This is a genomic window from Paenibacillus oleatilyticus (genome assembly GCF_018998565.1).
In the GTDB taxonomy this organism is placed as follows: Bacteria; Bacillota; Bacilli; order Paenibacillales; family NBRC-103111; genus Paenibacillus_G; species Paenibacillus_G oleatilyticus.
Genome location: NZ_JAHNZO010000023.1, coordinates 101,846 through 125,703, shown reverse-complemented (window position 1 = coordinate 125,703; position 23,858 = coordinate 101,846). Strand labels below are relative to the sequence as shown.

Below are 23,858 nucleotides of genomic sequence, written 5' to 3'. Positions count from 1 at the left end.
TACCATGAAGTCCGCCGTAGAGGTGGCGAAGCCGGAGGAGAGGTGATTGCTGCGCCGAAATCGAACGGTTATTATCTTACTATAGAATGTCGGGCCTGGAGTGAAGTCGACGAATGTAGCGGCTCAGGCTACTTACGCACATTGAAATGATACGAGTAACGAACCGAAATCCCCACCGGCTTCGTAAGGCTGACGGGGATTTTCTACGTTCAGCGGCTTGTGCCGGTAGGTTTCGGCCCGTTTCGCGCAGGTCTCGTCAGGCGGGGCTATCTCTTAAAATTCTTCGTAAATCCTCACCGATCCATTTTGCATGTCTGGCAATCACCTCGATTTCAGCCGCGTTTACAACATTGACCGTAACATCGTCATCCAGCGTGCATCCTCCAACGGTTTTTGTTGCCTGATAGATAGCGATTTCGAATCCAAATTGGATAAACACCTTATATGTAGAAACTATCCTAGACTTATCGATGTAGGGTGTGCTGTCCCATTTTTGTACGGAGATTATAGTGCCTTCAATTGATTGTTGCGACTTCTTTACCCGATCCTGCAAGACCTGCGGACAATCAGCAATCGTTAATTCGCTTTTCATCGTGACCCCCGCGTATACCGTCCGTCGACGATTGATTCATTCCAAGTCTTTGCAACGTCTTCCGCATCTTTCTTTCTTTGGCACGGAAGGAATGTCGTCCATGCCTTTGTTTCCTTGTTCCAGATCCCCCATGATGTAGGATTGTTATACGGCCCATATGTGTACGGGCTTACCGAGTATTTACCCATTCCGCATACCCCCGTTATTTGGGGGGCCGAAGCCCCCGCGCTATTTTTGTTCCTTCGTTTCAATGATCGCCGCAGCGATCTTAAATCCGTAGCTTACTCCCTTTGCGTACTCTATACCGGCTTCGTCCCGTCGTTCAAGGGATTCGGTACCCCAAAACTTGTGAAGCTCCAGGAAATCGTTCTTTAACGGCTGCATTTGTTCAGACAATGGCTTTCCTCCTCTTCAAGGAGGCCCCGAAGGGCCTGTACTATAGAATCTCTATGCGGAAGCCGGTTTCTTTCCTGAACGACTCAATGGCCTCCACATCGTCAAAATACCGGACATAATCAATTTCGATGTTGCCCCATTGCTTTTCCCAAACCCGAACCCTCAATTGCGACAACACCATTTCTTGTGCTTCTTGAAACGTCATACCGAATACCTCCCATGTTTGTTATTTCCGATTCCGAAATGCCTTAATGAGACCAGCAACTGAGAGGATTAAAACCGGAACCCAAACGATCCAAAAGAGCTTGTCCATTCCTAATCCCTCCATTTATTTTGATCTTATTTTATTTGAACTCGCTTTATGTTAAGATTGGGTGGAGAGGCCGTCGCTAGCGACCTCTCCGAGGAACCTATTTACGTTTGCGGGGTGCGCGGCGTGGGGTTCCTTTTTTGCTTTTCTTTCGGCCATTTTGTAGTGTGATTATTGCGGTAAGTAGTTGTACGAAAGCCGTAAGAAGAAGTACCCAATCTTTCATTTCATCACCCTTTCAGAAAGTTAAAGTATCACTTTCTAAATAAAATATATCATAAATGAAACATAACGTCAATTATAATATTTGCTTTTTGAAATATGTTTTTCTATAATGGAAACAATATATAAACTAAATGAAAGGAAATTAAATGTTATGGGATTTTCATATAAGCCACTTTGGCATCTACTCGTTGAGAAGGGCTTGACAAAAACTCAGTTCAGAGAAGAACTTGGGATAGGGACAGTTCAACTTGCAAAAATGGGGAAGGATGAATATGTCTCAATGGAAACTATAGATAAGATATGTACTTACTTTCGAGTGCAGCCAAATGATGTGATAGAGCATAAACCAGACGAAGAGAGCGCCCGCGAATAACGCGGCGTTTTTTTCATTTTTATAAAAAATATTTAATAGGAAGATATTTCTATTGTATGTTTCTATATTGTTCGCATATAATACAAACAAATGTTCCCATCGGAGGCGAACACACTTTGGAGACTAGGATGAAGAAAGTCATCATGCTTGCAGATTGCCAGAGTTTTTATGCGAGCGTTGAAAAAGCAGCTCATCCTGAATATGCGGATCAACCCGTAGTTGTAGCCGGTGATCCAGCACGCAGATCTGGCATAATATTAGCCGCGTGCCCAGTAGCGAAATCGTTCGGCGTAAAGACGGCTGAGACGCTTGGGGAGGCCCTTGGGAAGTGTCCTGAACTCGTCGTTATACGGCCGCGGATGAGGACGTACATCGACGTTTCGTTGGCTATCACGAGAATATATGAGACGTTTACTGATCTGGTTGAACCTTTTTCCATTGACGAACAATTTCTGGACGTGACCGGCAGCCTGAAATATTTCGGCTCCCCAGAGGAAATAGCGAAGCAAATTCAAGCTAAAATTATGCTTGCAACTGGCGTATGGTCCAGGGTCGGTATTTCGGATACCAAAATTCTCGCAAAAACGGCCTGTGACAACTTCGCCAAAAAGACAGAAGAGGGGATTTTCATTCTCCCTCAAGCTGAAGTATCCCGTCACTTGTGGTCGTTGCCAATCAGCAAAATGTACGGCGTGGCCGGCCGCATGACAAATCATTTTCTCCGGATGGGCATCCATACGATCGGCGACCTCGCCAAAATTCCTCTACCAAAATTTAAGCAGATGCTTAGTCAACGAATGGGTAAACAAAGTCATGTGCAGGCTCAAATTTTTCATGAGACTTCGTGGGGGATCGACCCTAGCCCAGTTTCTCCAGGTACCTTCGGTGGGGGCCAAAAGGCTATCGGGCACGGGATGACTTTGCCTATTGATTATGCGCGGAAAGAGGACATAGAGGTCGTGCTTGGCGAGCTCTCGGAGGAAGTGTGCCGGCGCTGCCGGTCCAAAGGATTCATGGGAAGGGTCGTATCTGTTGGCGCCAGCGGAGCTGATTACGACCATCCAACGGGCTTCAACAGGCAAATGACTCTCCCAGATCCTACGAACATCACGAAGGAAGTGTATGCTGCCGTTAGATCGCTCTTTCATAGGCATTGGGACGGCCATCCCGTACGCAGGTTAGGCGTGGCGTTGACAGGGCTTTCCGACGCCGGGACATATCAATTATCATTGTTCGAAGACAAGGAAAAACTCCGTCAGTTGGAACGGACGACGGACAGCATCAAGAACCGATACGGGAGCTCTGCAATCCTTCGGGCGTCGTCACTGATGGCTTCGGGGCAGGCTCGTGAAAGATCAATGAAAATCGGGGGCCACTACAAATGAACAGCAAAAAACTATCAGGAAACGGCCGATGGGAAGCCAGCCGAATGATGCTTCCTGAGCACCGCGAGGTACTTGAGGAACGGAGTCATCCGGGGAGTATTGAAACGAAAAAGGCACAAATCCCAACACGAGAAGAACTCGAAATGATCCGCGACGCTGTCCTGCTGCCGGTCATGTTGACGATGATTGAAAAGAATGGGAAGGAAATTACTCTTTCCATGAACCCACTCCGGAAACTATACTCAGTTGCTACGCTGGCACTCATGAACCGGGTTCATTTGGAGCTTGCGGCCGTCAATCGCGAACTCCGCGAAAGAAAAATAAAAATATTCAAAGACGATCGCGAGGATACAGATCTTCATTTTCGTTATATTTGCCGCGGCTATGAAGATAAGTTTTCGATCATGCGGGATGTTGCACGTGCGTCGATTAGTGTTAAGATAGGTAAACACATTCAGAATATATCGGCTGAATTGAACAAAAAGGTATAGGGGGAGATTTGCCATGGCTAAGTCGAAAGTACCGAAACGCCCGACACGTGACGAATTTGAACTGGAGGAACTGGGGAATCAATTGATCGAGGCAAAAGACGAGGACGCAGAGGTTCTGCTGACCGTATGGGGGATGGAAGAGCAGGTGCGCGGCCAGATCACGAAGATGGATTCGAGGACAAAGCTGGTCCATGTTAGCCGGCACGGGGAAGAGAAAAAGGTGCCATTCTTAGACATCATGAAGGTGGAGAGTCCTGGAGTATGAGCAGCGCAGATATATTCTGGAAATAATAACGTATAGAATTCTATATTGATTTATGAGTTTGCAGTTGGTAAAATAAAGTAAAGTTTAGTACTTTCTTTGGCATTAACAAATGGATTGAAGCACATAATAAAGAGAGCCGTGCTCGCAACACGACTCCCCCAGTACAGTAGGCTGCTTCAAAGGCAGTCGGCTTTCAAGTAAAGTGAGTCATGATAGACCGTACCTTACCGGGGGCGGTCTATTTCTTTTTGTTTTGGATAAGCACCAAGACGATCGTCACGACCAACGTCAGCAGCGCGATGATAAGCGAACCGAAACTGATCATGAGAGTCAAAGTGTCCTTAACCTCCACAGGCATCACCTCCCTTCCGAGAGGCTAGCCGACCGCCCATAAAGCCATTCTACTGTACAGGAAATATTATACATGTTTAATCCCCAGCAATCTACTATTTTCCCTACCATATGGAGTTGTTACAATTTATTCAGGTGATGGTTATGTTTTATGAACCGATGCTGCTTGAGACAAGGGCTGAAGCCTTCGATTCCGCGGCACATATTTACGAACCGAAAATAGACGGCCACCGATTGCAATTGCATCTATCAGGCGGTCAGGTGCGTCTATTTACGCGCCATAAAAACGACTGTACACGGCAGTATCCCGAGCTATGGAACGTTCCGACGGAAGCTGAGGAGCTAGTCCTAGACGGAGAGGTCGCAAGTGTTGACCCGGAGACAGGAATATTTGATTTCGAGCGCGTCATGGAAAGGTTCCAGCTTAAGAAAGCAGACCGGATCCACGGCGCCGCGGAAAGAAGACCTGTGAATTTTGTTGTTTTTGATATACTGCAGTTGAATGGTCAAGACCTGCGTGGACTCCCTCTCATGGATCGGAAAAGAATCCTCGCTGACGTTTTACGGCCGAATGAATACTTTACCCTTATTTCCTTTGTCGACGGCAGGGGAAGGGATTTATTCGAAGCTATCTCTGCGCGAAAATGGGAAGGGATAGTCGGGAAGGTGAAAGGGAGCAGCTATGTCGGCCGGCGATCCCCTGATTGGTTGAAGATCATTCGCTGGGAGTATCATGACGTTTTTATTGCCGGCTACAGAAAATCTGAACTCGGCTGGCTGGTTTACGTTCAGGAAGAAGGAAGACTCCGACCTGCAGGGATTGTGGAGCTTGGTGTGACTATTGCAGCAGCTCGTGCTTTCTATGGAGTCAGTAAGCAACTGGTCGTGGGAGAGAAAGGGGATTTTGTTTACCTGGAGCCGAAGATTCAAGCCAGGGTAAAGACAAGGAACTGGACAAAGGCAGGCATGCTGCGGCAGCCGGCTTTTGTGGAATTTATTTTATAACATAAAGACCCACCGTCGTTAAATTGGCAGGTGGGTCTTGTGCATTCCAAGCTTTCGGGTGATTAGAACAATTTTCAAATCATACAGGATATGAAATATTATCGGCAGCAGCAGGCTTCCGCTTTGTATGTAAAGCTGGCTCATCGCTATCCCCAGTGTGGCAGTGTCAATTATCGCTGAGCGCCCTTGATGGAAGTGGAGAAGGCCGAAGACTGCGTTCACGATTATAAGGCTTACAAGGTCCGATACGCTCCAGTATTCTTGCAGATAGGAGTATAGGTATCCTCGAAAGATCAGTTCCTCAGAAACCCCAACAACGAATGCCAGGATGGTGAACATGACCAAGCTCTTCCCGGAGCGTGGGAACATGTATTCTTTTTCCTCATATGCAGCTCGAGTCGCGTCTTGCATTCGCTTGCTGCAATACACAAGAACGGTAGGTACAATGAGCATAAAGACGTGGTAACTCACAACCGTCCACAGTATGAGATTTATAATTGTTGGCAACTCGATTGAGCCAGTATGATAGAATAACTCAGAAATTGGCCGGTCCAGAGTGATCAAAACAGATGCAACGACGTACCAAAAGTATATTCTCCAGTAAGCCGATTCTTTGGTTCGATCGCTTATATTTGACTTGAGTTTTCGGACTTCAAAAATGCTGATTATGGGGAGAATGGCTAAGATGAAAACCGTGATAAAATGTGGCATCAGCTCACTTCTTTCTTATGTATTGACGACCGATATCGGTCATGATAGTATCATAATTGAATGACCGATATCGGTCAATAATTACAATAGGTTAGGGGGCTCAAATGTTGAAAATAAGTAAGATTCAAGAGCTTCTGATGGGAACCGAGGAAGCTCACAAACTGTGGGGTCTATCTCAAGACCACATAAAGAAATTATGCAGGCAAGGTAAATGTGAAGCCTTTCAAATAGGTAAGACGTGGATACTCCTTAAAAATCAACCGAATCCAAAGAAAAAGCAAGAGGAGACTGATGCATAAGTGGAAGTTAGAATTTGGGTCGAACTCGTAATCACAATACTCTTCTTCGTATCCATGGTTGTGTTAAATTTTGCGATTTTTAAGATTAACATTAGACGGAACCATAAACAGATTTTGATTCTATCCCTCATCGTCGGTGCCGTAAATTATTATTTTAAATTCGTAATGGAATCATCGTATTTCTTAATTAGTCAAGTTCTCGTATATATTATTTGTTTAGTTGTTTTTAGAAGGTATCCAGTTTTATATGCTTTTATTTTTGGAATCACAGGGTCGATTGGAGTTTCGTTGGTAGACTCCATTGTAACGATTACTGCTCTCCAAACCGGCGCCAGTACAATGGATTTAATGACAAATGATCTCTTACACTTTGTCGTGCTCCACCTTATTACTACCACACTTTGTGTTCTCCTGGCTTTCGTACTCCGAAAGTTTAACCGCGGCTTTGCGTTTGTTTCTGACAGGTTCACAGGAAAGCAAGCTTTGAAAACATCTAATTTTGTATGGACCACTATTTTAGCTCTTGGATTTCTTGTTCTTGAATTCGCAAATACTCGTTTCACGATTTATTCGAGCCATGCCTACATAATCGTCTTTATCTTCTTAAGCTTGCTTGTAAGCATTATCTATACTTTTAAACAAAACAGGAAGCTCATCAAAGAACTTCTAGGAGATCGCTATGAAGAGTTTAAAAATAGAAAACATCGCTGAATCTCTAGCAATTAAAATAAATAAAAATTATCCAGAATCATCGTCAGTCGCTGTATTAAAATTTGGGTTAATAGGCCTACTAAATTTGTTGTTTTCTGTAATAATTGTATTGTTGATCGGAGGACTTACTGATCATTTTTCAGTTGCTGTTCTTGCAGTACTTGGATTCCCTTTACTACGCTATTATAGCGGAGGGATTCATTTTTCTTCGGCGAATCTGTGCAGTTTAGTGACGTCTTTTTTTATGCTCATCTCAATGTACTATAATGTCGAATATTGGTATAATGGGCTTATATTAAATGTGATTTCAATAATTTTACTGTTACTTTATGCCCCTGCAGGAATTAAGAAAAGTAACATAAAAAAGGAACACTATCCCAGACTCAAATTTATATCTGCACTAATAGTTCTTTCAAATCTTTTCTTTCAGTCTGAAGTGTTGACCACCGCGTTTTTTATCCAATCTATTACAACTACTCCGGTTGTTCAGGGATTGGTTAGAAAAATAAACCTATGAAGGAGCCAATGAAATGAAGACAGCATTATTCAAATCAACAGACGCAATTATCACTTGGTTCTCAAAACGCTTAGCAAAGACTGGTTGCTTTCTTGGATGTAATGCACCGGATATTCCGGATGAGCTCATGAAATAAAAATAAGCGGCCGCTGGCCGCTTTTATTTATGTCTGTTTTTTTGCTTTAATTGCCAAGAATGCATCGACAACCATCCTAAGATATTTGACGGATTCTCTCTCGACACGTTTGAATGTACTGATATCGTTCCAACCTAATGACAAGTTCAGTTCTCCGTGTGCTTGGTGATGCTGGAGCAGAAGATACGTTGTAGTTTGCATCTCATCCATATCAAGACATGAATTGAGAACTATATAACGACCTCCAAGAGGGCTATTTTGATAGAATCCGCATACATGTTCCCCAAGATCAAGATAATGGAGAGTGATTCCGAGGTGTTGGGCTAATTTATAAGGGCAGCGTTCCCCAACTTCATCGAATAATGATTTAAGTTGCTCGTCTAGTTTCAAAAAGATCACTCCGATCGCCGTGTGAGTCGTTCCTTAACTTTGTTATACCTAGACCTGATTCCAGAAGGAATCACTTTTATCCCTCGTTGGATCGAAAGTGCCATCACATGATCATTATGTACTGCAGCAACATATGCGAAGTCACTTTCTTCTGAATCCTCGAAATATAAACGTCCTCTGGCCTCATCATACACTTTTGCGCGATTAACATTAACCACGTTTGTTGAATCAGTAGACCTGAATCCGTATTGAAACCATGCTTCTTCAATTTCATCCTGATTCCGCGGAAAACGATAACGCTTCCCGGTTTCGTGCGATGTGAAGACAATACCATATTTATCGCTGGTAATCTTTGTGATGTCATTTCGATCAACTTCGACTATTTGTCCACTCTCAAGGTCAACAAGGGGAACAAGATGTACGTGCATGACACAAGTGTCATCAGACATGTATTTGTTCCCTCCATTCGCCAAGATCATAAGGTTCCAAAGATGTCAAGAAAAATTCTTCCCGGAAACACTTAACATAAAGTTCGCATTTTGTTCGCTTTCTTTTGGTGTAGTGAAATAATACAATTAGGCATGAGATTAAACAGAACTCCGAACCGGAGCGTACAAGGGTACCAGCCTTTGCGCTCAAAAGTTTGGAGTTTTTTTTATTTTCTTTTTATTAAACACCTCCTATAAGGAATTCACTTTGTTGCAGCTTTCTGTTACGATTGACGTTAACCCACCTTTTTAGGAGGCAACCTACCCGATGCGTTATGAGTTGGGAGATTGCCACTTGCATGAGATTTGGAAAGAGATCGGCTGGACGAATCAAGATTTCGCTGAAAGGATGGGCCTGACAAGACAGCAAGCTTCAGACTATGCACATAACAGAAAAAAGATGGGAGCTGCATTGCTCTTGTCCGCAGCACAAGCGATGGGTGTCCACCCGGCAAGAATCTATGACCTCGTTCCCAAACAATCAAATCGACGCAGGCGGCAACATTCAACGAAGAGTACCGATTAGGTTCTCTTCTGGGATGATTGTCATCCTTTTAGGGTACAAGAAGGTAAAAAATAATCCCACATGACCCCGGTAATAGTAGATATATGGAAATGGGCGTTGTAGGAAACATTATAGCACGGACCTGACATGAATAGTGCAATGGTCTACAAATATAAAGAAGAATTTAGCGAATTCGACATGATTTGTCGAAATTTAGGATTGACTTTTCTTTTTATCCTCAATTTCTTTCCGGAAAACATAACCCATGAACTCTAACACATGACTTAGTTTTTCCTCAGAGATGTCCCCTTTTTGTCGAATAAGCTCCTCTGACTCAATCAGAAACTTTCTCAACAAAGTTTGATCTTCCAATGATAAATGGTCAGCGCTTTTATTCAAGTATATTTGATAAGGCTCGTCGATTCGACCTAAGAGATAATCAACGGAAACGTTTAGAGCATCAGCGATTTTCCCCAAAATAATGCTTGGAGGGATGTTTCTATCCGACTCGTAACTAGAAAAATTAGCTCTGGTCATCCCCAGTTTTTCTGCCAGTTCGTCCTGAGTTAGATTAAGTTTAGTACGGCGTTCTCTTATGCGCATACCTAGTGTTTGTGACATGACGAGAAATACCCCTTTCGAAAATTAACTAAGAATATCAAAATCTAGTATTGCGTGTTTTTTAATTACGTGATATATTCGATTTATTACCAAGGAGGTGAAGAATTTGGAAGAAAGGGCAAAGCGAAGGCCAAAAGCTATACCACTAAAAAAGGATCGTCCTCTTGTTCCGCGGCTTCGTTTTCGTGAACTTCGGATTGCAAAATGCTCTCAAAATAAGATGGCAAGTGATCTGAACGTAACAGAAATTACAATCAGGAAAATTGAGTATGGTCAACTAGATCCAAGTTTCATGATGTCATTTGTTTATGCTGCATACCTCGGATCAACTGTTGAAGAATTATTCCCAGATATTGTTGATGGAGCATTGGAATACTATGAGACACTTAAAGAAAAGTTTCAATGAAGTAATCTAAAGTTTACTTTTAGTTACTATTACCCACAAAAGAATTATACAACGATATTTTAAATATCGCAATGCGGAATGTCTGTTCGCGTTTCAAACCTTAATGCTGAATAGGTTTTGTTTTTGTATACCTATCACGTAATTATTAGTATCTTTTTTGTAGTGAAAGAAAATTTTAATTTCGGTGAGGTGATTACATTTGGGAGACATGTATATCCAAACGTTAATTAACGCACTTCGACATGAGGCACAAAAGCAGATTGCTAAAAATCCCATGGTTATTATTGATCCATACCTATTAACTAATTCATCCATTAAATTAAACAGTTACACGACCTCACCAGAGTTACTTTACATTATCTCTCTCTTATTAAAATCGATGAATGATGAAGGCGATGAATGTCTGGACTGGTAACAAGAAGGGAGGTACATCGTTGTGGATATTCGTGTTGAAAACTGGAACGGTCACAAAATACGCTTTGTAGAACGATCGATAGGCGATTGGTGGGCAGTACTTGCAGATGTAACGAACGCTATGGGTTTGATTGCGAAAAAAGTTAAACAGAGGTTACCAGAGGAGGTACTTTCAAAGCACCACCTTCAAACAAGTGGCGGTATTCAGGAAATGTTAATTGTTAATGAATATGGAATTTACGAAACGGTCTTTGAGAGTAGAAAGAAAGAAGCAAAAGAGTTTAAACGATGGGTATACGAGATGATCAAACATTTGCGTCAAGCAACGGGACTTGAAGCATTCCAAGTGTTCCGCATGCTAGACAAGGACCATCAGAAGGAAGCGATGAGCAAACTGAGATCGTCGTTACAGCATCCGGTGCGAGTGGACTTCATTAAAGCAAACACAATAGCAAATAAAACCGTGTCTTCTATGTTCGGGTATCCGAAGATGGTCAAGAAGGAAGTAATGACGCCTGACATGCTTGTAAGACGCCAGCAGGTTCTGGATGATACTGTGAACCTCATGTCAGTAACAGAGAAATTCGGTTTAGACCTATCGGTTAGTGAAAAGGTCTACGGTAAGTACCTACAATAAAATTTCACGAAAGGAGGTGAAACCACGATGTTCGCACAAATGCTGAAAGACGCTCAGCTCCAGTCCGGACCTGTATACTCCAGCGGCTTGTTGAAAGCGAAGGAGGTAAAGATTTGCCGAATCACTCAAAACTTTGGACGCCGGCTTGTTGGGCTTCGAGAATCGCGGAGCCTAACTCAGTATCAATTATCGGACAAGCTAGGAATCAAACGTGCCGCCATATCGCATTACGAGAAGGCGCGGCGACAGCCGGATTTCGAAACTCTGCTGAAGCTCGCTGATTACTTCAAGGTTAGCTTGGATTATCTTCTCGGACGGGAGGGGACATTCGATGAGCGTTAAAGTCGAAGGGACCTATCTGACGCCGGAACAACGGGACCTGTTTAAAAATAAGAAAAGCACTCGCCGGCCAGGGCAAGTGCTTGGGTTGAGAAGCGTTTCCGTCAAAAACATTCTCATCGCCATTGTACAGAAGTTGAAGCGATGAAACAAGAAAAAAGACTGCAGCAGAAACTTGAATTTCAGGTTTGGCTTTTACGAGAGACTGGGTGTCGTAATCGGCGCAGCTACATTGCCGATCGGGTAGATGAAGGCTGTACAGCAGCCGAAGCAGCCGAGGGATGGCTTGAAGTGTGCGAGGAGTTTGTAAAAGCCGGCGGCGATCCTGAAGATATCCCATAAAAATAAATCCTAATTGGAGGAACTTGAAATGAAAGCAACCGGAATTGTTCGTAAAGTAGACGAGCTTGGTCGTGTGGTTTTGCCAGTTGAGCTGCGCCGCACGCTCAACATTAGTGAAAAAGACGCTCTGGAAATCTTCGTGGATGGCGAACGTATCGTGCTCAGGAAATATGAGCCGGCATGCATCTTCTGCGGCAGCGCCGAGAACACATCTCATTTTAAGGGAAAAGTTGTTTGTAAGGCATGCTTATCTGATTTGCCAGTTACTACAGGCAGTTTGAAGGGTGGAGATACCATTGACTAGCCTTATTTCCTTCGAGAAACATTACACTGGGAATTTTATCGTCCGGTTCAAGAAGCAAAAGATCATTGTATTGCCTGGTGCCTTTCTGAAGCATACCGACGTAAGTCCACAAGCAACCTCTGGTAGCGTCGAGGTGGATCGGGAAGCATTGCAGCAACTTGGATTTATCATTACGGCTTGAACAGGAGGTGGCCCATTGATTCGAACGGTTATATTTAATACCCGTCGTGGGACTGAAAGCGAAGATTGTATTGTGCTTCGCCGGTACGAAGGGCAAAAAATTATGCTCGCTCTACCTTTCAATCCAGATTTCGGTTATATCAGGCTTTCGACAACTGAGGGATTAACGCTTCTTGAAATTCTAGAACAAGCGCATTCCTTAACTAGCGATGGTAAACGCTCGCAGATATTGTTCTTCCCATTTGGTGAAGAGGAATTTGGACGGCATCAGTGTTTTCTTATTAGAGGTAACAACCATTTCCTTGAGATTGATAGGGGTTTCTCCGATTTTATACCAATTTATCTGTACGGAAGAGAGATTTATGAGCTTAGGGAAGCTTTAAAAGAAATCCTTGATATTAAGCAATTACATGTCGGCAGGGGGGAAGAGCCGAATGAGACGCATCCGATTCAAGCAGCTGGGGTTGCGGAATTACAAAGTGCACCGTTCTCTGACGGTCAATTACGGTGATATCACCAGACTATCCGGAAAAAACGGCGAGGGAAAGTCATCAATCGGTGAGGCGCCGGCATGGGTATTCTTCGGCACCGATTTGTTTGGAGGCTCTAAGTACAACCCGACGCCTACGAATTATGAGTTCGACGCTGTGCATGCTTCATTGCTGATATCAGTTGACGGCACCGATTACCTTCTTACCCGCGAGATTGTCAACGGCTCAAATAAATATTATCTGAACGAGGTCCCGGTTAAGGAAGGGGAGTATAGTGGATTCGTCCAGTCGCTGTTCGACAAAGAGACGTTCCTATCGCTCTACTATCCATTGTACTTCTTCAGTCTCCACAAGGATAAACAGCGCGATTTGCTGTTAAGGTACTTGCTGCCACCAGCAAATTCGGAAGTGCTCGCGGAAATGTCGCGAACGAGTCCGGACCAGAAGCAGAAGGAGATTGCCTTAACCCCCCAAGCAGCTCGCTTGGCTGAAGCTTTGAAAAAGCATTCTATCGACCAGTTGGCAAGCTTGCATACGGACCTGAAGAACAAGAATGACAAGCTTCATATTCAGGCACAAGGTAGCGTTAAGACGCTCACAGGGCAATTGCAAGAGTTTGGAGAGACAGGTCCGTTAGACCAAGAAGCAATCTCGTCTGAACTTGCATCGTTGAAAGATCGGATCAAAGCGTTCGAGACGGACCGGAAAAAGGTTGCTGATCGGAATAACGAAATCCGTACGTTACAGTTGAAAATCGATGCTCTTACCCGGCAAATTGACGCTGGGAAAAAAGACTATGATGCTGCAGTTGCTCAAGTGATTGATCAGGAATGCCAGACATGCGGACAGCCGCTGACCGAAGAAGCCAAGGGAAAGGCGGAGCAAGCCAAGAAAGATGCTGTTAAATATCAAGCTGAAAAGGTGAACCCTCTGATCCGCGAGCGCAAAGCTTTACGAGAGCAACTGGCCGGACTCAAACCGCTGACGGAACCGGGATATTCCGTTTCTGACCTTGTTGTACGATCAAACGAACTGAATGCTTTGCTTCAATCCGAACAGTCCAGAATTAAGATCATGCGCGACTTGGAAGAAGCCAAAAAGAACGAGGCGGCGTATCTCCAAGCTAAAAACGACTCCATCTTCATTCTGGACGCAATCAAAGCTTTCAAGGCAAAAGAGGCGGAGCTTCAAACCAAAAAGGTGCAGGATCTATTCACAACACTGTCGGTCCGGCTCTTCAAATACGTGAAGAGTAGCTGCGAGTATATATCGGACTTCATGATTCAGATGGACGGTAAAGATTACGTCGCGTTGTCGGCTGGCGAGAAGATTGCAGCGGGCCTTGAGCTCACTGAGGTTCTGTTCAAGCAATCGGAGTTGATCGTACCGTGCTTCATTGATGGCATAGAGTCGTATACCGGAAAGATAGTTGTTTATGACCAATTGATCACTGGTAGAGCCATACCAGATCAAGAATTAAAAATCGAAACTGAAAAGGTAGGTAATTAATCCATGGCCCAGCAAAACCAAGTAATGCTTTACCAAAACACTGTTTTCGGTGAATTAACTCCCGAGGATGTAAAGACGGTCCATGAGACCATTGCAAAAGATTGCAACGAATCTCAATTCCGTTTATTCATGGGCATTGCTAAGGCAGCCGGCGCGAATCCAATTTTGGGAGAGATCCACCCCAGCGTTTTCCAAGGCAAGCTTACAACGCAATTTGGCATTGACTTTTATGTTCGCAAAGCAAAGGAAACTGAAGGCTACCGCGGTTACGACGTTCAATTGGTTCATGAGCAGGATGATTTTGAAATGCATCAGGAGTTGTCGGAAGACGGGCGCTATTTTATAGCTATCGACAAGCACAGATTTGGCTTTCCGCGAGGCAAGGTTATCGGCGGATATGCGTTTGCATATAAAGAAGGTTTTGAACCATTCTCTGTCATTATGGAAGTTTCTGAAGTTGAGCATTACCAGCGCTCGCAAATCGGAATGCAAAAAAGAATGTGGACGGATCAATTCAACGACATGTTCAAAAAACATATGGTTAAGCGCGTGCTGAAAGCTGCTTTCGGCTTGACATTCGAGAATGAGGAGCGCGAAGCGGCAGGTTATTCGGCCGAAAACGTGCCGGCCTACGAGCCCCAGCGCCGAGATATCACTGCTGAGGCGGAAGCTATGGCAACAGAGCAGCGACAAAAACAAGCACCTGATGGGGAAGACTCTGGCAACGAACAAGAATTGAAGCTTCAAGAAGCGCGTCAACAGATGGCGGTAAAGTTTCAAGCACTTGGCATTACCGATCCGGAGGAGATGGCCAAATACATTGCTCAGCATGCCAAGCCAAAGGGTAAAAAGCCGACTTTGGCCGAAATGATGGGCCTATTAAAAATCATGGACATGCACATTGAGGAAAAGAACGCTGCAGACGCGGATAAGTCTGGTGACGACCTCTTGGATGATGAATTGATGGCGGCGCTTGAATAGATGGCTGCAATCCAACTCGATCTTTTTGATGATGTACATCCGGTTCCGGTGTCCACTGTGGCGCCAGGGAATCCGGTTCTCAACGGATTTTACTATGAAAGCTCAACCGATAAGTTCGTATCCTTCGCACAGGGGCGGCGGTATTACGAGGAGCCAGCTAAGGGCTGCGGGCATTTGAAGGAGTGGCAAGAAAGAATCAAGAAGGAGCGTGCGATATGAACACAGATCGTTTGTGGAGACATTATAAGTTTATTTTTAAACATTATGGTCATATCGAAGGTGTGTCGCGTAAGACAAAAAAAGCAATAATCGGGAAGAAGATGAGCCGAAAGGCGTTGCGAAAGCGGCTTGCAGCAGTGGTTATTACGAAGGATGAGCAGTCTCGGACAGTGGATATTTCAGATGTATTCTGCCCTAGGTGTGGTTGCGATCAAACACGTTCAACTGGAAATATGACAGAATACCCCGAATTATGGGTACGGAGTTACTGCTTACGCTGCGGTTTTCTGGTGTGCGAAGCCGACAACAGTCTAGAGCATCACGCTCTGGAATTTCCAGAAGATAATTATAGGATTCATTGAGGTGAGGGGATTGAAAGTAACTATTCTCGCGTCCGGAAGCTCCGGAAACTGCATTCATCTTCAAAGCGGTGATACTGGCATCCTAATCGATGCCGGAGTACCTAAAACCAAAATCGAAAAGCGTATGATCGAGGCCGGGATTAACCCAGCTTCAGATATCCAGGCAATTTTCATCACACACGCACACGGGGATCACATAAAAGGCTTGCCGCTTGCCAACAAATGGCGGATTCCAGTTTGGGCCAGCGAAGGCGAATGGAAGAATATCCAGGCGGTGGATGATGATCTTCGGCGGGTAATGGATGTTGGTTTTGACATGCATCTATTCGGAACATTTTGGGTTAGGGCATTTCCTACCCATCACGACTCCTATAATTCATTAGGTTATGTTGTCGGTTGGGAAAACGACGGATGGTGTTCAATATGCCTCGACACCGGAAAGGTTGATGCCGAAATGCTCGAAGCAATGGCTGGCAGCGACGTCTACATCATAGAGAGCAACCACGAACCGAATATGGTTGAGGCCAGCAGCTACCCCGATAGCGTAAAGGCCCGGGTACTCTCAGACATTGGACATTTGAGCAACGAGCAAACAGCTGCGGCACTGGCGAAGCTGATCAAGGGCAAAGGTGAACGAATTTACCTCACACACCTTTCGAACAACAACAATATGCCAGCTCTTGCCGAGGGAACGGTTAGGCGAGCATTACGGCAAAAAGGATTTGAAGCAGGCAAGCATTATCATCTGGAGGTGGTTTGAGTGCTTTATGTAATTACGATCGGGAATATTATGTACAAACACGATTGTCATCCTATACCCGCTGGAACGCTGTTAGAGGTTGAGGAAAGCGATGGAGATCGATATCAGGTCATTAGGGGGCATTACGAAGGGGTTAGCATCTATAAAAGTAGATGCGTTCTCGCGCCACTTTGCCAAGAGCTTTCCTTACTCCGAGGCATTATTGATCAAGGCAACGATATTAAATTGCATGAAAAAGCTTTATTCGAAGCACTTGAGGTTATTGCCGAGCTAAAAAGAGACATCCCCAAAGAACGGAACAAAGATTGGCCGGAAATTCCTTTGGAAGTTGCTGAAGCTCTGATAGTTTGTGCTGATGCGGGAATTTCGAAATATAACGTCCTGCCACTAACGGAAGTAATCAGTCAATTGTTTAGGGACTATGATCAAAGGACACTAGATGCCCTTAAGGTTATTAAGGAGTATAACCAGACAGCGGCCGGCGCAGAAAAGCTATTTAGAGCTCTCGCCAATGGCTACAGAATCGAAATGTCCGGTCCGGTTCAACAAGCTTCATTGGACGATCGTTTGAAACTGGGCATTCGTCAAATTTTCGAGCAATTCGGTTTCGAACAAAACAAGCGGGACAAAGAATTATCCGATCGTATCGCTTCCTTTGTTAAGCAAGTATACGCAGAACAAAATGCATAGAGGGTGAGGTGAGATGCAGGGCTGGATAAAACTTCACCGCAAGTTGCTGGCAAGTCCTTTCTTCGCTGATCCGAATTACCTCAAGCTGTGGGTTTTGTGCCTGCTCAAAGCATCTCACCAACAGACTAGGCAGCTTGTAGGTAACCAACTGATTGACTTGGAAGTTGGGCAGTTTGTAACCGGCAGACATTCCATTGAAGAGGAGTTCAACAAGGGGATAAAGCCCTCAAAACAGCTAAGTGAATCCACTTTATGGCGAATGCTATCACGCTTCGAAAGTGAGCAAATGTTGAACATCAAAAAAACGACGAAATACAGCGTCGTTACTGTGGTTAACTGGATTCAGTATCAAGATTTGGACAGCAGTTGGACAGCAAATGAACAGCAATTGAACACAAACAAGAATGTAAAGAATTATAAGAACTTAAAAGATCTTAAAAGATATAGTGTTGTGCGTAAGAAATCAGGTTTGAAAAAAGAAAAGACGGAGGGAGAACCAGTGTCAAAGGAAAACGAAGCTTTAGTCGCGGACATTATCCATTACCTTAACGCAAAGCTTTCTACGAAATATAGACCTTCGACTAAAGAGATAAAAAAAATGATCAACGGGCGCTTGAACGAAGGCTATACGCTGGACGACTTCAAGTATGTGATTGACGTAAAATGTGCCGACTGGCTTGGAAATGTAAAAATGGAAAAGTTCCTTCGTCCTTCTACATTATTTCGTCCAACTAATTTCGTTGAATACCTCAATCAAAAGATGCCTATTGCTGCAGAAGTGGACGGCGGAACACTGTCTAAGGAAAATGAAAGGCTCTTACGAAAAATCCAAGAGGAGCAGGCAAATGAAAAAATCGGAGCTTATTCAGATTTTGACGATTCTCCGAAACACTTACAATAACTTCACCTTCGACGATTTTAAAGAGAACTTATGGTTCGATTTGCTGAACGACCTTCCTGATGGTACCGGGCTGGCAAACGTTCGGGAGCACATAATGTCCAATAAATATCCACCAACTATAGCCGATATCAGAAAGTCCAAGGAAGAGGAGATCGAAGTGGACCCCGAAATTCGAGCCCGCAACATCGAAATAGCTCTTTCGGCTTGGGTAAGAGCAGGAAATGATCCGGAGGCGTTTGTCTATGAACCTGATGGAGACTCCATTAAACGACTTAGAACTTGAAATGGCCGTGCTTGGGGCGGTACTGCTAGAAGGTGACTGCATCGATGAAATCTATTTTCTAGAGCCGAGGGATTTCTCCCAAAAGCGGAATGAAATCATTTTCGGTGTGATGCGGTACCTACGAGACAGGAACGAACCGATCGATCTCCAGACGCTCGCCGGGCATTTCGAACTGCGAGGAAAAACGGCTCTATTGATGAAATTGGGGGGGATAACCTACCTCTCGCAAATGGCCGGTGCAGTAGCAACAACTCGAAATATTAAGCGGCATGCTCAAATCGTTCGTTCAAAGGCGCACCGGCGCCGGGCGATTGAAATAAGCAAGGATATCGTTGAAATCTCGAGCGGTGGCGAGTACACGATTCAAATTGTTCCGAATCCTGATGCGGAGAAATCAAAGGTGAAGGAATTCGATAACGATGAAGACTTCTTTGCAGCAGTCGAGGATCGAGTTTATGATCTGCGTCCGCAGAAAACCTCAAAGATGCGAAGCTTTGCTGAATCCAAAAAGGAATACTTCGAACATTTAAAAAGTAAAGCTGCAAAGCTGATGACCGGGTTATTCCAACAATTCGACGCATGGGCAATGATCTGGATCGGATGGCTATATATCATCGCCGGCCGTCCAAGCGTAGGGAAAACCGCCAAAGCACTGCAATTAGCATACGGAATCGCTAAGTACAACAAGAAAGCAGGCCCGGTCCTTATTTACAGCCAGGAAATGAACGAGGCCGAAGTTAAGGACCGGATGGTTGCAATGGTAGCCGAGGTGAACTACAGCAAGCTCATCAACAAGGGCGGCGAGTACGGATTCACAGTCGAGGAGTGGGAACGAATCGAGAAAGCATATGCCGAAATAGAGGGACTGCAGATCTTTATCCAGGACAGCGCGGGCGTTACGATCGATGAGATCCGAGCTACGGCGAGGCAATTTATCAAGGAGTATGGGAAGATTGCGGCAATTATTGTGGATTATTTGCAAATCATGGAGATTCCACAACGAAAAGGTGAAAATCGAACGCAAGCGATCGGGCGAGTAACTCGCGCCGCCAAAACCATGGCTCGGAACATGAAGTTCGTCATGATCATGCTGTCACAACTAGACCGGGCCGTCGATGACGAAGAGCCGAAGCTCCGACATTTAAAGGAGTCCGGAAGCATCGAACAAGATGCTGATGTCGTGGAATTTCTTTGGTGGAACGGAGAAATGAAAGACGGTCTAAAAGTTATACAATCCATTTTTGCGAAGGGCCGTAACGTAGGGCTTAACAAATTCCGATACCTCTTCCGCTGGTGGCATCAAAAGTATGTCGAGCTCGAAAAGAAGGACGGTGATGACGATGGCGGCACTGCAAATCCAAAACGTGGAGCAGTTAAGAAAGGCCGAGGAGCTAAAAAATAGTCTTGAAGTGGAACTTAGAGATCCGCTGCTGGATGATGCAGAAAAGTCAAAGCTTCAGACAAAGGTCAATCGGCTGAGCGCTGCCATCCAAGAGTACAAGGATATAACAAAACCAGTCGATCCTGTCCCCAAGTCAGAAAAAACAGCCATTGTACTGCAAGAAGCTGCGCCGCCGGAAAAAGATCCACGTCCGGACCTTACGGAGGATGCTCATTTATGGGCTGATTTGCTCCAGATGGCGCTAGATAAGGACAAGCAGGCCGGCAGGGTATACGGCGAGGTAGATACGCTCTGCGGTGTTTTAAACAGCTTTCGGTGCGCAGGAACACGGCTGCGGGCGGGTAAAAGTATCTGGGTGCTAAAGCCCGACATCGATCCAAGTGGCCGAGGCGCCTGGGAATCACAAGCCGAATACGACGACTTCAAAGTACGCTATCTTCAACAATGGGGCGATGTGATCCCGGAATTGCTGAAGCAGTTGACCAGAAAGCATCCGCTGCCGATAGGGGAGTGATATTAACCGTGGGCAAGCAAAACCCACTCACAATGTGCAAACTGACAGACATGTATGAGTTGTACCTGTTAGCCGCAAATGAAGCCATACCGCTAGAGATTCGCTATGATATCGTACGTCAAATGATGCAGATACGAAGATCTCGAAGAATCGCTTTGAAAAGAGTTAAGGACTATCGCCAATATAAAGAATTGAAGCACCAAGCTGCAGTAAAGATTATTTCCAAAACACGAGAAAGAAGGTTGCAAAAGAAAGCGAGGCGGTCACATGGCCCAAACATTTATTATTAAGCGCAAGGATAAAATTGACGACACCCCTACTGCTGTTGACCTTGAGCAAAGCATTTTGGATGTAAGGAAAGCGTATAGTGACGGCACAGATGAAGAGTTTGCAAGATTTTATCGGCGCCGATACAAGGTTGCCGAATCCATAGTACTTAGGGTACTGCGGGCCCGGGATAAGATTTTGGATCTACGGCCAAAGCATTCAGATATGCCGGCGGACGATTTCGCCGAGATGATCCATGCAGAGCATAGGGTCAAGCATGAATTTGTTAAGGTGGTATTGAGAATGCAGCAGAAGGAGATGGAAAAATGAATTTAGAGAAAATGTACGAAATGCAAAAAGAGTTGGACGCTCGAATCATCAAAGAAAAAGGTCTTGAGGGAGTGGATTTGCTGCCGAACACCGTTCTGGCGCTTCAGGTTGAAATCGCCGAACTGGCAAATGAATGGCGAGGGTTTAAGCATTGGTCAAATGATCAAGAACCGCGGTTTAATGTTCTGGAAATCGGGGTAACCGACTGCAGTGAAGAGAAACTTGTTAACCGGGTGCTTGAAGAATACGTAGACTGCCTTCATTTCTTTCTCTCCATTGCCCGGCAGCTTGATTTACCAGCAGAAGATTTGTATGTATGTGAGGATGTGCTCGAAGAGGAAACAGTCGTGTTATTTATGGAATTGCTGCATAATGTTGGGTTGATCAATGGGGAGAAGTTCTTATTTCAAAATCCAGATAACCTTAGTAAATATCAACGCGAAAGTTTGCGTGCGGCATTGTTTATATTTTATAACCTTGGAGAGCAACGTCTGGGATTCACCTTCGAGCAGATCGTCGAAGCTTATGTTGCCAAGAATGCAATTAACCATAAGCGTCAATCGACCGGGTATTAAGGACGGTGCCGCATGACAAAAAATCTTGCAGACGATATCAATCGAGTTATCGATGACCTTGAAACTAAGTTTCGAACTGAAATGGAAATAACAAAGAATTACCTCGCATTTGGACGTTTTATCCCGGCAATTAGTCATATCCACACTGCCGCCGGTTACCTCTATGCTGCAGGGGAGTTGAAGAAATTGCTATGAATTACCCAAAAGTCACAAGACATCGGTGCAACTTTCCCAACTGCGCTGCGGCCGCAAATAAGTCGTGGGCCTTGGTTCCACTATGCTGTTGTCACTACGAAGTAGTCCGAGCTGAGACGTGTCGTTACTATGCTTCATCAAAGCCGGCTTCATTTCGGAGAACGCAATATCGTCGGATAGCCTGGTTGATTCCTTGGAGCCAAAAGGAGGGAAGGTCAACGTGATCAGGTTCGTAGGAATTGACCCAGCAACAAAGACCGGTTTCGTGGCATTAGACGAGCAAGGCAACATTCTTATTGCGAAGGATCTGGCCGGAAAATCGAAGGAAGATATTCAAAAACTGGTCGAGCTCGAAAACGAGGTATACCGCCACCTGAAAAATGAAGACGAAATCGTCATCGAGGGAACCCCATTCGATACGCAAAAGGCTATTACGGCTGGCATGATTCACGGCGGCGTAAGGACAATGGTCGTCAGGAAAGGACTAACCTTCAACCAAGCTGCCCCCAATGCAGTGAAGAAGTACGTCGGCGTCACTGGTTGGGTAGGGGAACCGGGAAGCAAGCGACGCCTCAAGGATAAAGAAAAGAAGGAAGCAATGAAAGAGGCAGTGCAGCAGCATTTCGGCTTCACGCATAAGAGCAATAACGTCGTTGATGCTTATGTGATCGCTAGGATCGCCTGGAATCTGTATCGGGAACGCGAGTTGCTGGGGATGATCGATAGGATGCCTTATCAACTGGAAGTCGTCAGGGATATTCTTAATGCAAAATCATAATCGAAAAGGATGCGTGATCAAATGAACATTGTATTGACTTCTGCCGAAATTAAGAGAATTGCAAGCAGCAAAACCACAGTTTTAACCATTGAAATTCCTTCGAGCGTAAGTCTTGATTCTATCCAGCGGCTGGCTAAACGGGATGAGATCTTCATTGCCCTCGGTATTTCACAGATGGAGGTAACGGATTATCTCGGCGAACCTCGTAAGGGGCTTCTGATCACAACTGATTCGGCCGGCGTAGTTGAATCGGCAACTGCTTCAGAAGAAACTGGGCAAATGAACATCGATGAGGTCGAAGAGGCTCGTGAGGACGAAGATGCCAAGGGGCAAGAAGATAGTACTGAAGACGGCAACGAAGAGGATGCAGACGGTATGCAAGGCGCCGAACGTGATTCGGACGAGGAAAAGGAACAGGAAGAAGATGATGGCGATGAGGAAACCGATGAAGAGCCTCAAATGCCTGAAGACGATGACCTCCCTTTCTGATCCCGGGCATTTCTATGCCCATAAGGTCAGCGAAAATGACGGAGATGTAAGCAATGGTATCGAAAATAGCACAAACGAGGGCGGAGAGATCCGCTCTCAAGTGCAAAGATTGTTCTGAAATCACCCCCGGCTGCATCCTGGGGGATGGGCAAGGGGGTGGAGGAAATACCAGCAGATAAAGATCGTATTGAGGCTCAGGAGGTTCTCGCAGAGCAACTAGAGTTGTTCCCTTCGATAACGGAATTTGACATTGAGTGCACATTATTTCTTCTTGATCAGTACGTTTACATGAAGATGCTTTGCATAGACTTCGAAGAAAATGAGGATGAAATGTATAAAACGGATATCGAAGGAGAAACAGCTCGTCGTATATCGCAAGAGGAGACTCATGCTGATAAAACATCTAATGCGGTTATCCTTCACGAACATAGGAAATGGGTTTACAGCGAATACAAAATTGCTACAAAAGCGGTCGAACGGGCTCACCGGCTATTACGGACTGAGGATCAGCGAAAGGCAATTAAGTACAGATATATCGAGGGCCACCCGTTTATGATCGCCTTACAATTTGCTTTCATGAGCAAGTCAAAATTAAGGAGAAAATTAATTGCAAGCATTCCTGCAATGACGGACTCTTTAAAACTCTGGGGAGTTCTTTCAAAAGAATGGGTTATCAAAGCCACTAAAGAGCGAATGGAGAAAAAGCAGACCCAATAGGA

The 23,858-nt window shown here is 44.8% G+C and carries 38 protein-coding genes; 30 read left to right on the top strand and 8 right to left on the bottom strand.

Going from position 1 to position 23,858, the window contains the following annotated elements:
• Positions 1-256: 256 nt before the first annotated feature.
• From KQX66_RS25640 to KQX66_RS25630, 3 genes are all read right to left on the bottom strand, one after another.
• Positions 257-592 (bottom strand): hypothetical protein, encoded by a 336-nt coding sequence (locus KQX66_RS25640; RefSeq protein ID WP_216795634.1) that lies wholly within the window; start codon positions 590-592, stop codon positions 257-259.
• Between the two features lie 228 nt (positions 593-820).
• Entirely contained in the window at positions 821-988 is a 168-nt protein-coding gene (locus tag KQX66_RS25635) for a hypothetical protein (protein ID WP_216795633.1), read from the bottom strand.
• A gap of 40 nt (positions 989-1,028) precedes the next feature.
• Positions 1,029-1,193 carry a hypothetical protein gene (locus tag KQX66_RS25630; protein ID WP_216795632.1) on the bottom strand — a complete coding sequence of 55 codons (165 nt, stop codon included), beginning with the start codon at positions 1,191-1,193 and terminating at the stop codon, positions 1,029-1,031.
• A gap of 481 nt (positions 1,194-1,674) precedes the next feature.
• Between KQX66_RS25630 and KQX66_RS25625 the strand changes: the two genes are divergently transcribed.
• The 4 genes from KQX66_RS25625 (at position 1,675) to KQX66_RS25610 (ending at position 4,037) form a co-directional block, all read left to right on the top strand.
• On the top strand, positions 1,675-1,896 hold the full coding sequence (locus KQX66_RS25625) for a helix-turn-helix domain-containing protein (protein ID WP_216795631.1): 222 nt from the start codon (positions 1,675-1,677) through the stop codon (positions 1,894-1,896).
• Between the two features lie 128 nt (positions 1,897-2,024).
• Complete coding sequence (locus tag KQX66_RS25620; RefSeq protein WP_216795630.1) at positions 2,025-3,281, top strand: DNA polymerase IV; 1,257 nt, start codon at positions 2,025-2,027, stop codon at positions 3,279-3,281.
• The gene (locus tag KQX66_RS25615) at positions 3,278-3,772 is read left to right on the top strand and encodes a YhjD family protein (protein WP_216795629.1); all 495 of its coding nucleotides are present in this window, start codon (positions 3,278-3,280) and stop codon (positions 3,770-3,772) included. The genes KQX66_RS25620 and KQX66_RS25615 overlap by 4 nt, the downstream gene beginning before the upstream one ends.
• A gap of 13 nt (positions 3,773-3,785) precedes the next feature.
• Positions 3,786-4,037 carry a YolD-like family protein gene (locus KQX66_RS25610; RefSeq protein ID WP_216795628.1) on the top strand — a complete coding sequence of 84 codons (252 nt, stop codon included), beginning with the start codon at positions 3,786-3,788 and terminating at the stop codon, positions 4,035-4,037.
• 238 nt (positions 4,038-4,275) lie between these two features.
• On the opposite strand, the gene KQX66_RS37540 is transcribed toward KQX66_RS25610, so the two are convergent.
• Positions 4,276-4,395 (bottom strand): putative holin-like toxin, encoded by a 120-nt coding sequence (locus tag KQX66_RS37540; RefSeq protein ID WP_253957430.1) that lies wholly within the window; start codon positions 4,393-4,395, stop codon positions 4,276-4,278.
• A 137-nt stretch (positions 4,396-4,532) separates the two neighbouring features.
• Here KQX66_RS37540 and KQX66_RS25605 point away from each other — a divergent pair, with 137 nt between their 5' ends.
• Positions 4,533-5,393 carry an ATP-dependent DNA ligase gene (locus tag KQX66_RS25605; protein ID WP_216795627.1) on the top strand — a complete coding sequence of 287 codons (861 nt, stop codon included), beginning with the start codon at positions 4,533-4,535 and terminating at the stop codon, positions 5,391-5,393.
• A gap of 18 nt (positions 5,394-5,411) precedes the next feature.
• On the opposite strand, the gene KQX66_RS25600 is transcribed toward KQX66_RS25605, so the two are convergent.
• Positions 5,412-5,732 carry a CPBP family intramembrane glutamic endopeptidase gene (locus tag KQX66_RS25600; protein WP_216795626.1) on the bottom strand — a complete coding sequence of 107 codons (321 nt, stop codon included), beginning with the start codon at positions 5,730-5,732 and terminating at the stop codon, positions 5,412-5,414.
• Positions 5,733-7,082: 1,350 nt separating this feature from the next.
• On the opposite strand from KQX66_RS25600, the gene KQX66_RS25595 reads away from it, so the two are divergent.
• Together KQX66_RS25595 and KQX66_RS37865 are read left to right on the top strand one after the other, a co-directional pair.
• Complete coding sequence (locus KQX66_RS25595) at positions 7,083-7,631, top strand: accessory gene regulator B family protein (protein ID WP_216795625.1); 549 nt, start codon at positions 7,083-7,085, stop codon at positions 7,629-7,631.
• A gap of 13 nt (positions 7,632-7,644) precedes the next feature.
• Positions 7,645-7,767, top strand: a complete 123-nt coding sequence (locus tag KQX66_RS37865; RefSeq protein WP_272942346.1) for a hypothetical protein — start codon at positions 7,645-7,647, stop codon at positions 7,765-7,767.
• A gap of 27 nt (positions 7,768-7,794) precedes the next feature.
• Here the strand turns inward: KQX66_RS37865 and KQX66_RS25590 are convergent, their stop codons facing one another.
• Together KQX66_RS25590 and KQX66_RS25585 are read right to left on the bottom strand one after the other, a co-directional pair.
• Positions 7,795-8,157, bottom strand: a complete 363-nt coding sequence (locus tag KQX66_RS25590; protein ID WP_216795624.1) for a hypothetical protein — start codon at positions 8,155-8,157, stop codon at positions 7,795-7,797.
• A gap of 5 nt (positions 8,158-8,162) precedes the next feature.
• Complete coding sequence (locus KQX66_RS25585) at positions 8,163-8,606, bottom strand: hypothetical protein (protein WP_216795623.1); 444 nt, start codon at positions 8,604-8,606, stop codon at positions 8,163-8,165.
• A gap of 307 nt (positions 8,607-8,913) precedes the next feature.
• Here KQX66_RS25585 and KQX66_RS25580 point away from each other — a divergent pair, with 307 nt between their 5' ends.
• The gene (locus tag KQX66_RS25580; RefSeq protein ID WP_010501401.1) at positions 8,914-9,171 is read left to right on the top strand and encodes a helix-turn-helix domain-containing protein; all 258 of its coding nucleotides are present in this window, start codon (positions 8,914-8,916) and stop codon (positions 9,169-9,171) included.
• Between the two features lie 192 nt (positions 9,172-9,363).
• Here KQX66_RS25580 and KQX66_RS25575 read toward each other — a convergent pair whose 3' ends face one another.
• Entirely contained in the window at positions 9,364-9,771 is a 408-nt protein-coding gene (locus tag KQX66_RS25575; RefSeq protein WP_216795622.1) for a helix-turn-helix domain-containing protein, read from the bottom strand.
• Between the two features lie 106 nt (positions 9,772-9,877).
• Here KQX66_RS25575 and KQX66_RS25570 point away from each other — a divergent pair, with 106 nt between their 5' ends.
• From KQX66_RS25570 to KQX66_RS25465, 22 genes are all read left to right on the top strand, one after another.
• Positions 9,878-10,177: a helix-turn-helix transcriptional regulator gene (locus KQX66_RS25570; protein ID WP_216795621.1), complete on the top strand. Its 300-nt coding sequence runs from the start codon at positions 9,878-9,880 to the stop codon at positions 10,175-10,177.
• Between the two features lie 436 nt (positions 10,178-10,613).
• The gene (locus KQX66_RS25565) at positions 10,614-11,228 is read left to right on the top strand and encodes a BRO-N domain-containing protein (RefSeq protein WP_216795620.1); all 615 of its coding nucleotides are present in this window, start codon (positions 10,614-10,616) and stop codon (positions 11,226-11,228) included.
• A 27-nt stretch (positions 11,229-11,255) separates the two neighbouring features.
• Positions 11,256-11,570 (top strand): helix-turn-helix domain-containing protein, encoded by a 315-nt coding sequence (locus tag KQX66_RS38745; RefSeq protein ID WP_438804211.1) that lies wholly within the window; start codon positions 11,256-11,258, stop codon positions 11,568-11,570.
• On the top strand, positions 11,560-11,715 hold the full coding sequence (locus tag KQX66_RS25555; RefSeq protein ID WP_216795619.1) for a hypothetical protein: 156 nt from the start codon (positions 11,560-11,562) through the stop codon (positions 11,713-11,715). Before KQX66_RS38745 ends, KQX66_RS25555 begins: the two co-directional genes overlap by 11 nt.
• The gene (locus KQX66_RS25550) at positions 11,712-11,909 is read left to right on the top strand and encodes a hypothetical protein (RefSeq protein WP_216795618.1); all 198 of its coding nucleotides are present in this window, start codon (positions 11,712-11,714) and stop codon (positions 11,907-11,909) included. Before KQX66_RS25555 ends, KQX66_RS25550 begins: the two co-directional genes overlap by 4 nt.
• Before the next feature lie 28 nt (positions 11,910-11,937).
• A complete protein-coding gene (locus tag KQX66_RS25545) occupies positions 11,938-12,213 on the top strand; it encodes an AbrB/MazE/SpoVT family DNA-binding domain-containing protein (RefSeq protein ID WP_216795617.1) in 276 nt (91 codons plus the stop codon).
• A 196-nt stretch (positions 12,214-12,409) separates the two neighbouring features.
• Entirely contained in the window at positions 12,410-12,904 is a 495-nt protein-coding gene (locus tag KQX66_RS25540) for a hypothetical protein (RefSeq protein ID WP_216795616.1), read from the top strand.
• Complete coding sequence (locus KQX66_RS25535) at positions 12,828-14,393, top strand: ATPase (RefSeq protein ID WP_216795615.1); 1,566 nt, start codon at positions 12,828-12,830, stop codon at positions 14,391-14,393. Before KQX66_RS25540 ends, KQX66_RS25535 begins: the two co-directional genes overlap by 77 nt.
• Positions 14,394-14,396: 3 nt before the next feature.
• Complete coding sequence (locus tag KQX66_RS25530; RefSeq protein ID WP_216795614.1) at positions 14,397-15,374, top strand: recombinase RecT; 978 nt, start codon at positions 14,397-14,399, stop codon at positions 15,372-15,374.
• Between the two features lie 215 nt (positions 15,375-15,589).
• On the top strand, positions 15,590-15,955 hold the full coding sequence (locus tag KQX66_RS25525) for a hypothetical protein (protein ID WP_216795613.1): 366 nt from the start codon (positions 15,590-15,592) through the stop codon (positions 15,953-15,955).
• Position 15,956: 1 nt separating this feature from the next.
• A complete protein-coding gene (locus KQX66_RS25520; RefSeq protein WP_308647275.1) occupies positions 15,957-16,715 on the top strand; it encodes an MBL fold metallo-hydrolase in 759 nt (252 codons plus the stop codon).
• Complete coding sequence (locus KQX66_RS25515; protein ID WP_216795611.1) at positions 16,716-17,405, top strand: hypothetical protein; 690 nt, start codon at positions 16,716-16,718, stop codon at positions 17,403-17,405.
• Between the two features lie 13 nt (positions 17,406-17,418).
• Positions 17,419-18,306, top strand: a complete 888-nt coding sequence (locus tag KQX66_RS25510; RefSeq protein WP_216795610.1) for a conserved phage C-terminal domain-containing protein — start codon at positions 17,419-17,421, stop codon at positions 18,304-18,306.
• A complete protein-coding gene (locus KQX66_RS25505) occupies positions 18,251-18,589 on the top strand; it encodes a replicative helicase loader/inhibitor (RefSeq protein WP_216795609.1) in 339 nt (112 codons plus the stop codon). The genes KQX66_RS25510 and KQX66_RS25505 overlap by 56 nt, the downstream gene beginning before the upstream one ends.
• On the top strand, positions 18,549-19,991 hold the full coding sequence (locus tag KQX66_RS25500) for a replicative DNA helicase (RefSeq protein WP_216795608.1): 1,443 nt from the start codon (positions 18,549-18,551) through the stop codon (positions 19,989-19,991). Before KQX66_RS25505 ends, KQX66_RS25500 begins: the two co-directional genes overlap by 41 nt.
• Positions 19,930-20,505, top strand: a complete 576-nt coding sequence (locus tag KQX66_RS25495; RefSeq protein WP_216795607.1) for a hypothetical protein — start codon at positions 19,930-19,932, stop codon at positions 20,503-20,505. The genes KQX66_RS25500 and KQX66_RS25495 overlap by 62 nt, the downstream gene beginning before the upstream one ends.
• A gap of 267 nt (positions 20,506-20,772) precedes the next feature.
• Positions 20,773-21,102 (top strand): hypothetical protein, encoded by a 330-nt coding sequence (locus KQX66_RS25490; RefSeq protein WP_216795606.1) that lies wholly within the window; start codon positions 20,773-20,775, stop codon positions 21,100-21,102.
• Positions 21,099-21,677 (top strand): dUTP diphosphatase, encoded by a 579-nt coding sequence (locus KQX66_RS25485; RefSeq protein WP_216795605.1) that lies wholly within the window; start codon positions 21,099-21,101, stop codon positions 21,675-21,677. The genes KQX66_RS25490 and KQX66_RS25485 overlap by 4 nt, the downstream gene beginning before the upstream one ends.
• A 12-nt stretch (positions 21,678-21,689) precedes the next feature.
• Positions 21,690-21,872 (top strand): hypothetical protein, encoded by a 183-nt coding sequence (locus tag KQX66_RS25480; RefSeq protein ID WP_216795604.1) that lies wholly within the window; start codon positions 21,690-21,692, stop codon positions 21,870-21,872.
• Positions 21,873-22,092: 220 nt separating this feature from the next.
• Positions 22,093-22,650 carry a hypothetical protein gene (locus tag KQX66_RS25475; protein ID WP_253957429.1) on the top strand — a complete coding sequence of 186 codons (558 nt, stop codon included), beginning with the start codon at positions 22,093-22,095 and terminating at the stop codon, positions 22,648-22,650.
• Positions 22,651-22,671: 21 nt separating this feature from the next.
• Positions 22,672-23,139, top strand: coding sequence for a hypothetical protein (locus tag KQX66_RS25470; RefSeq protein ID WP_216795603.1), 468 nt, complete (start codon positions 22,672-22,674; stop codon positions 23,137-23,139).
• A gap of 156 nt (positions 23,140-23,295) precedes the next feature.
• Positions 23,296-23,856: a hypothetical protein gene (locus KQX66_RS25465; protein WP_216795602.1), complete on the top strand. Its 561-nt coding sequence runs from the start codon at positions 23,296-23,298 to the stop codon at positions 23,854-23,856.
• Positions 23,857-23,858 lie beyond the last annotated feature (2 nt).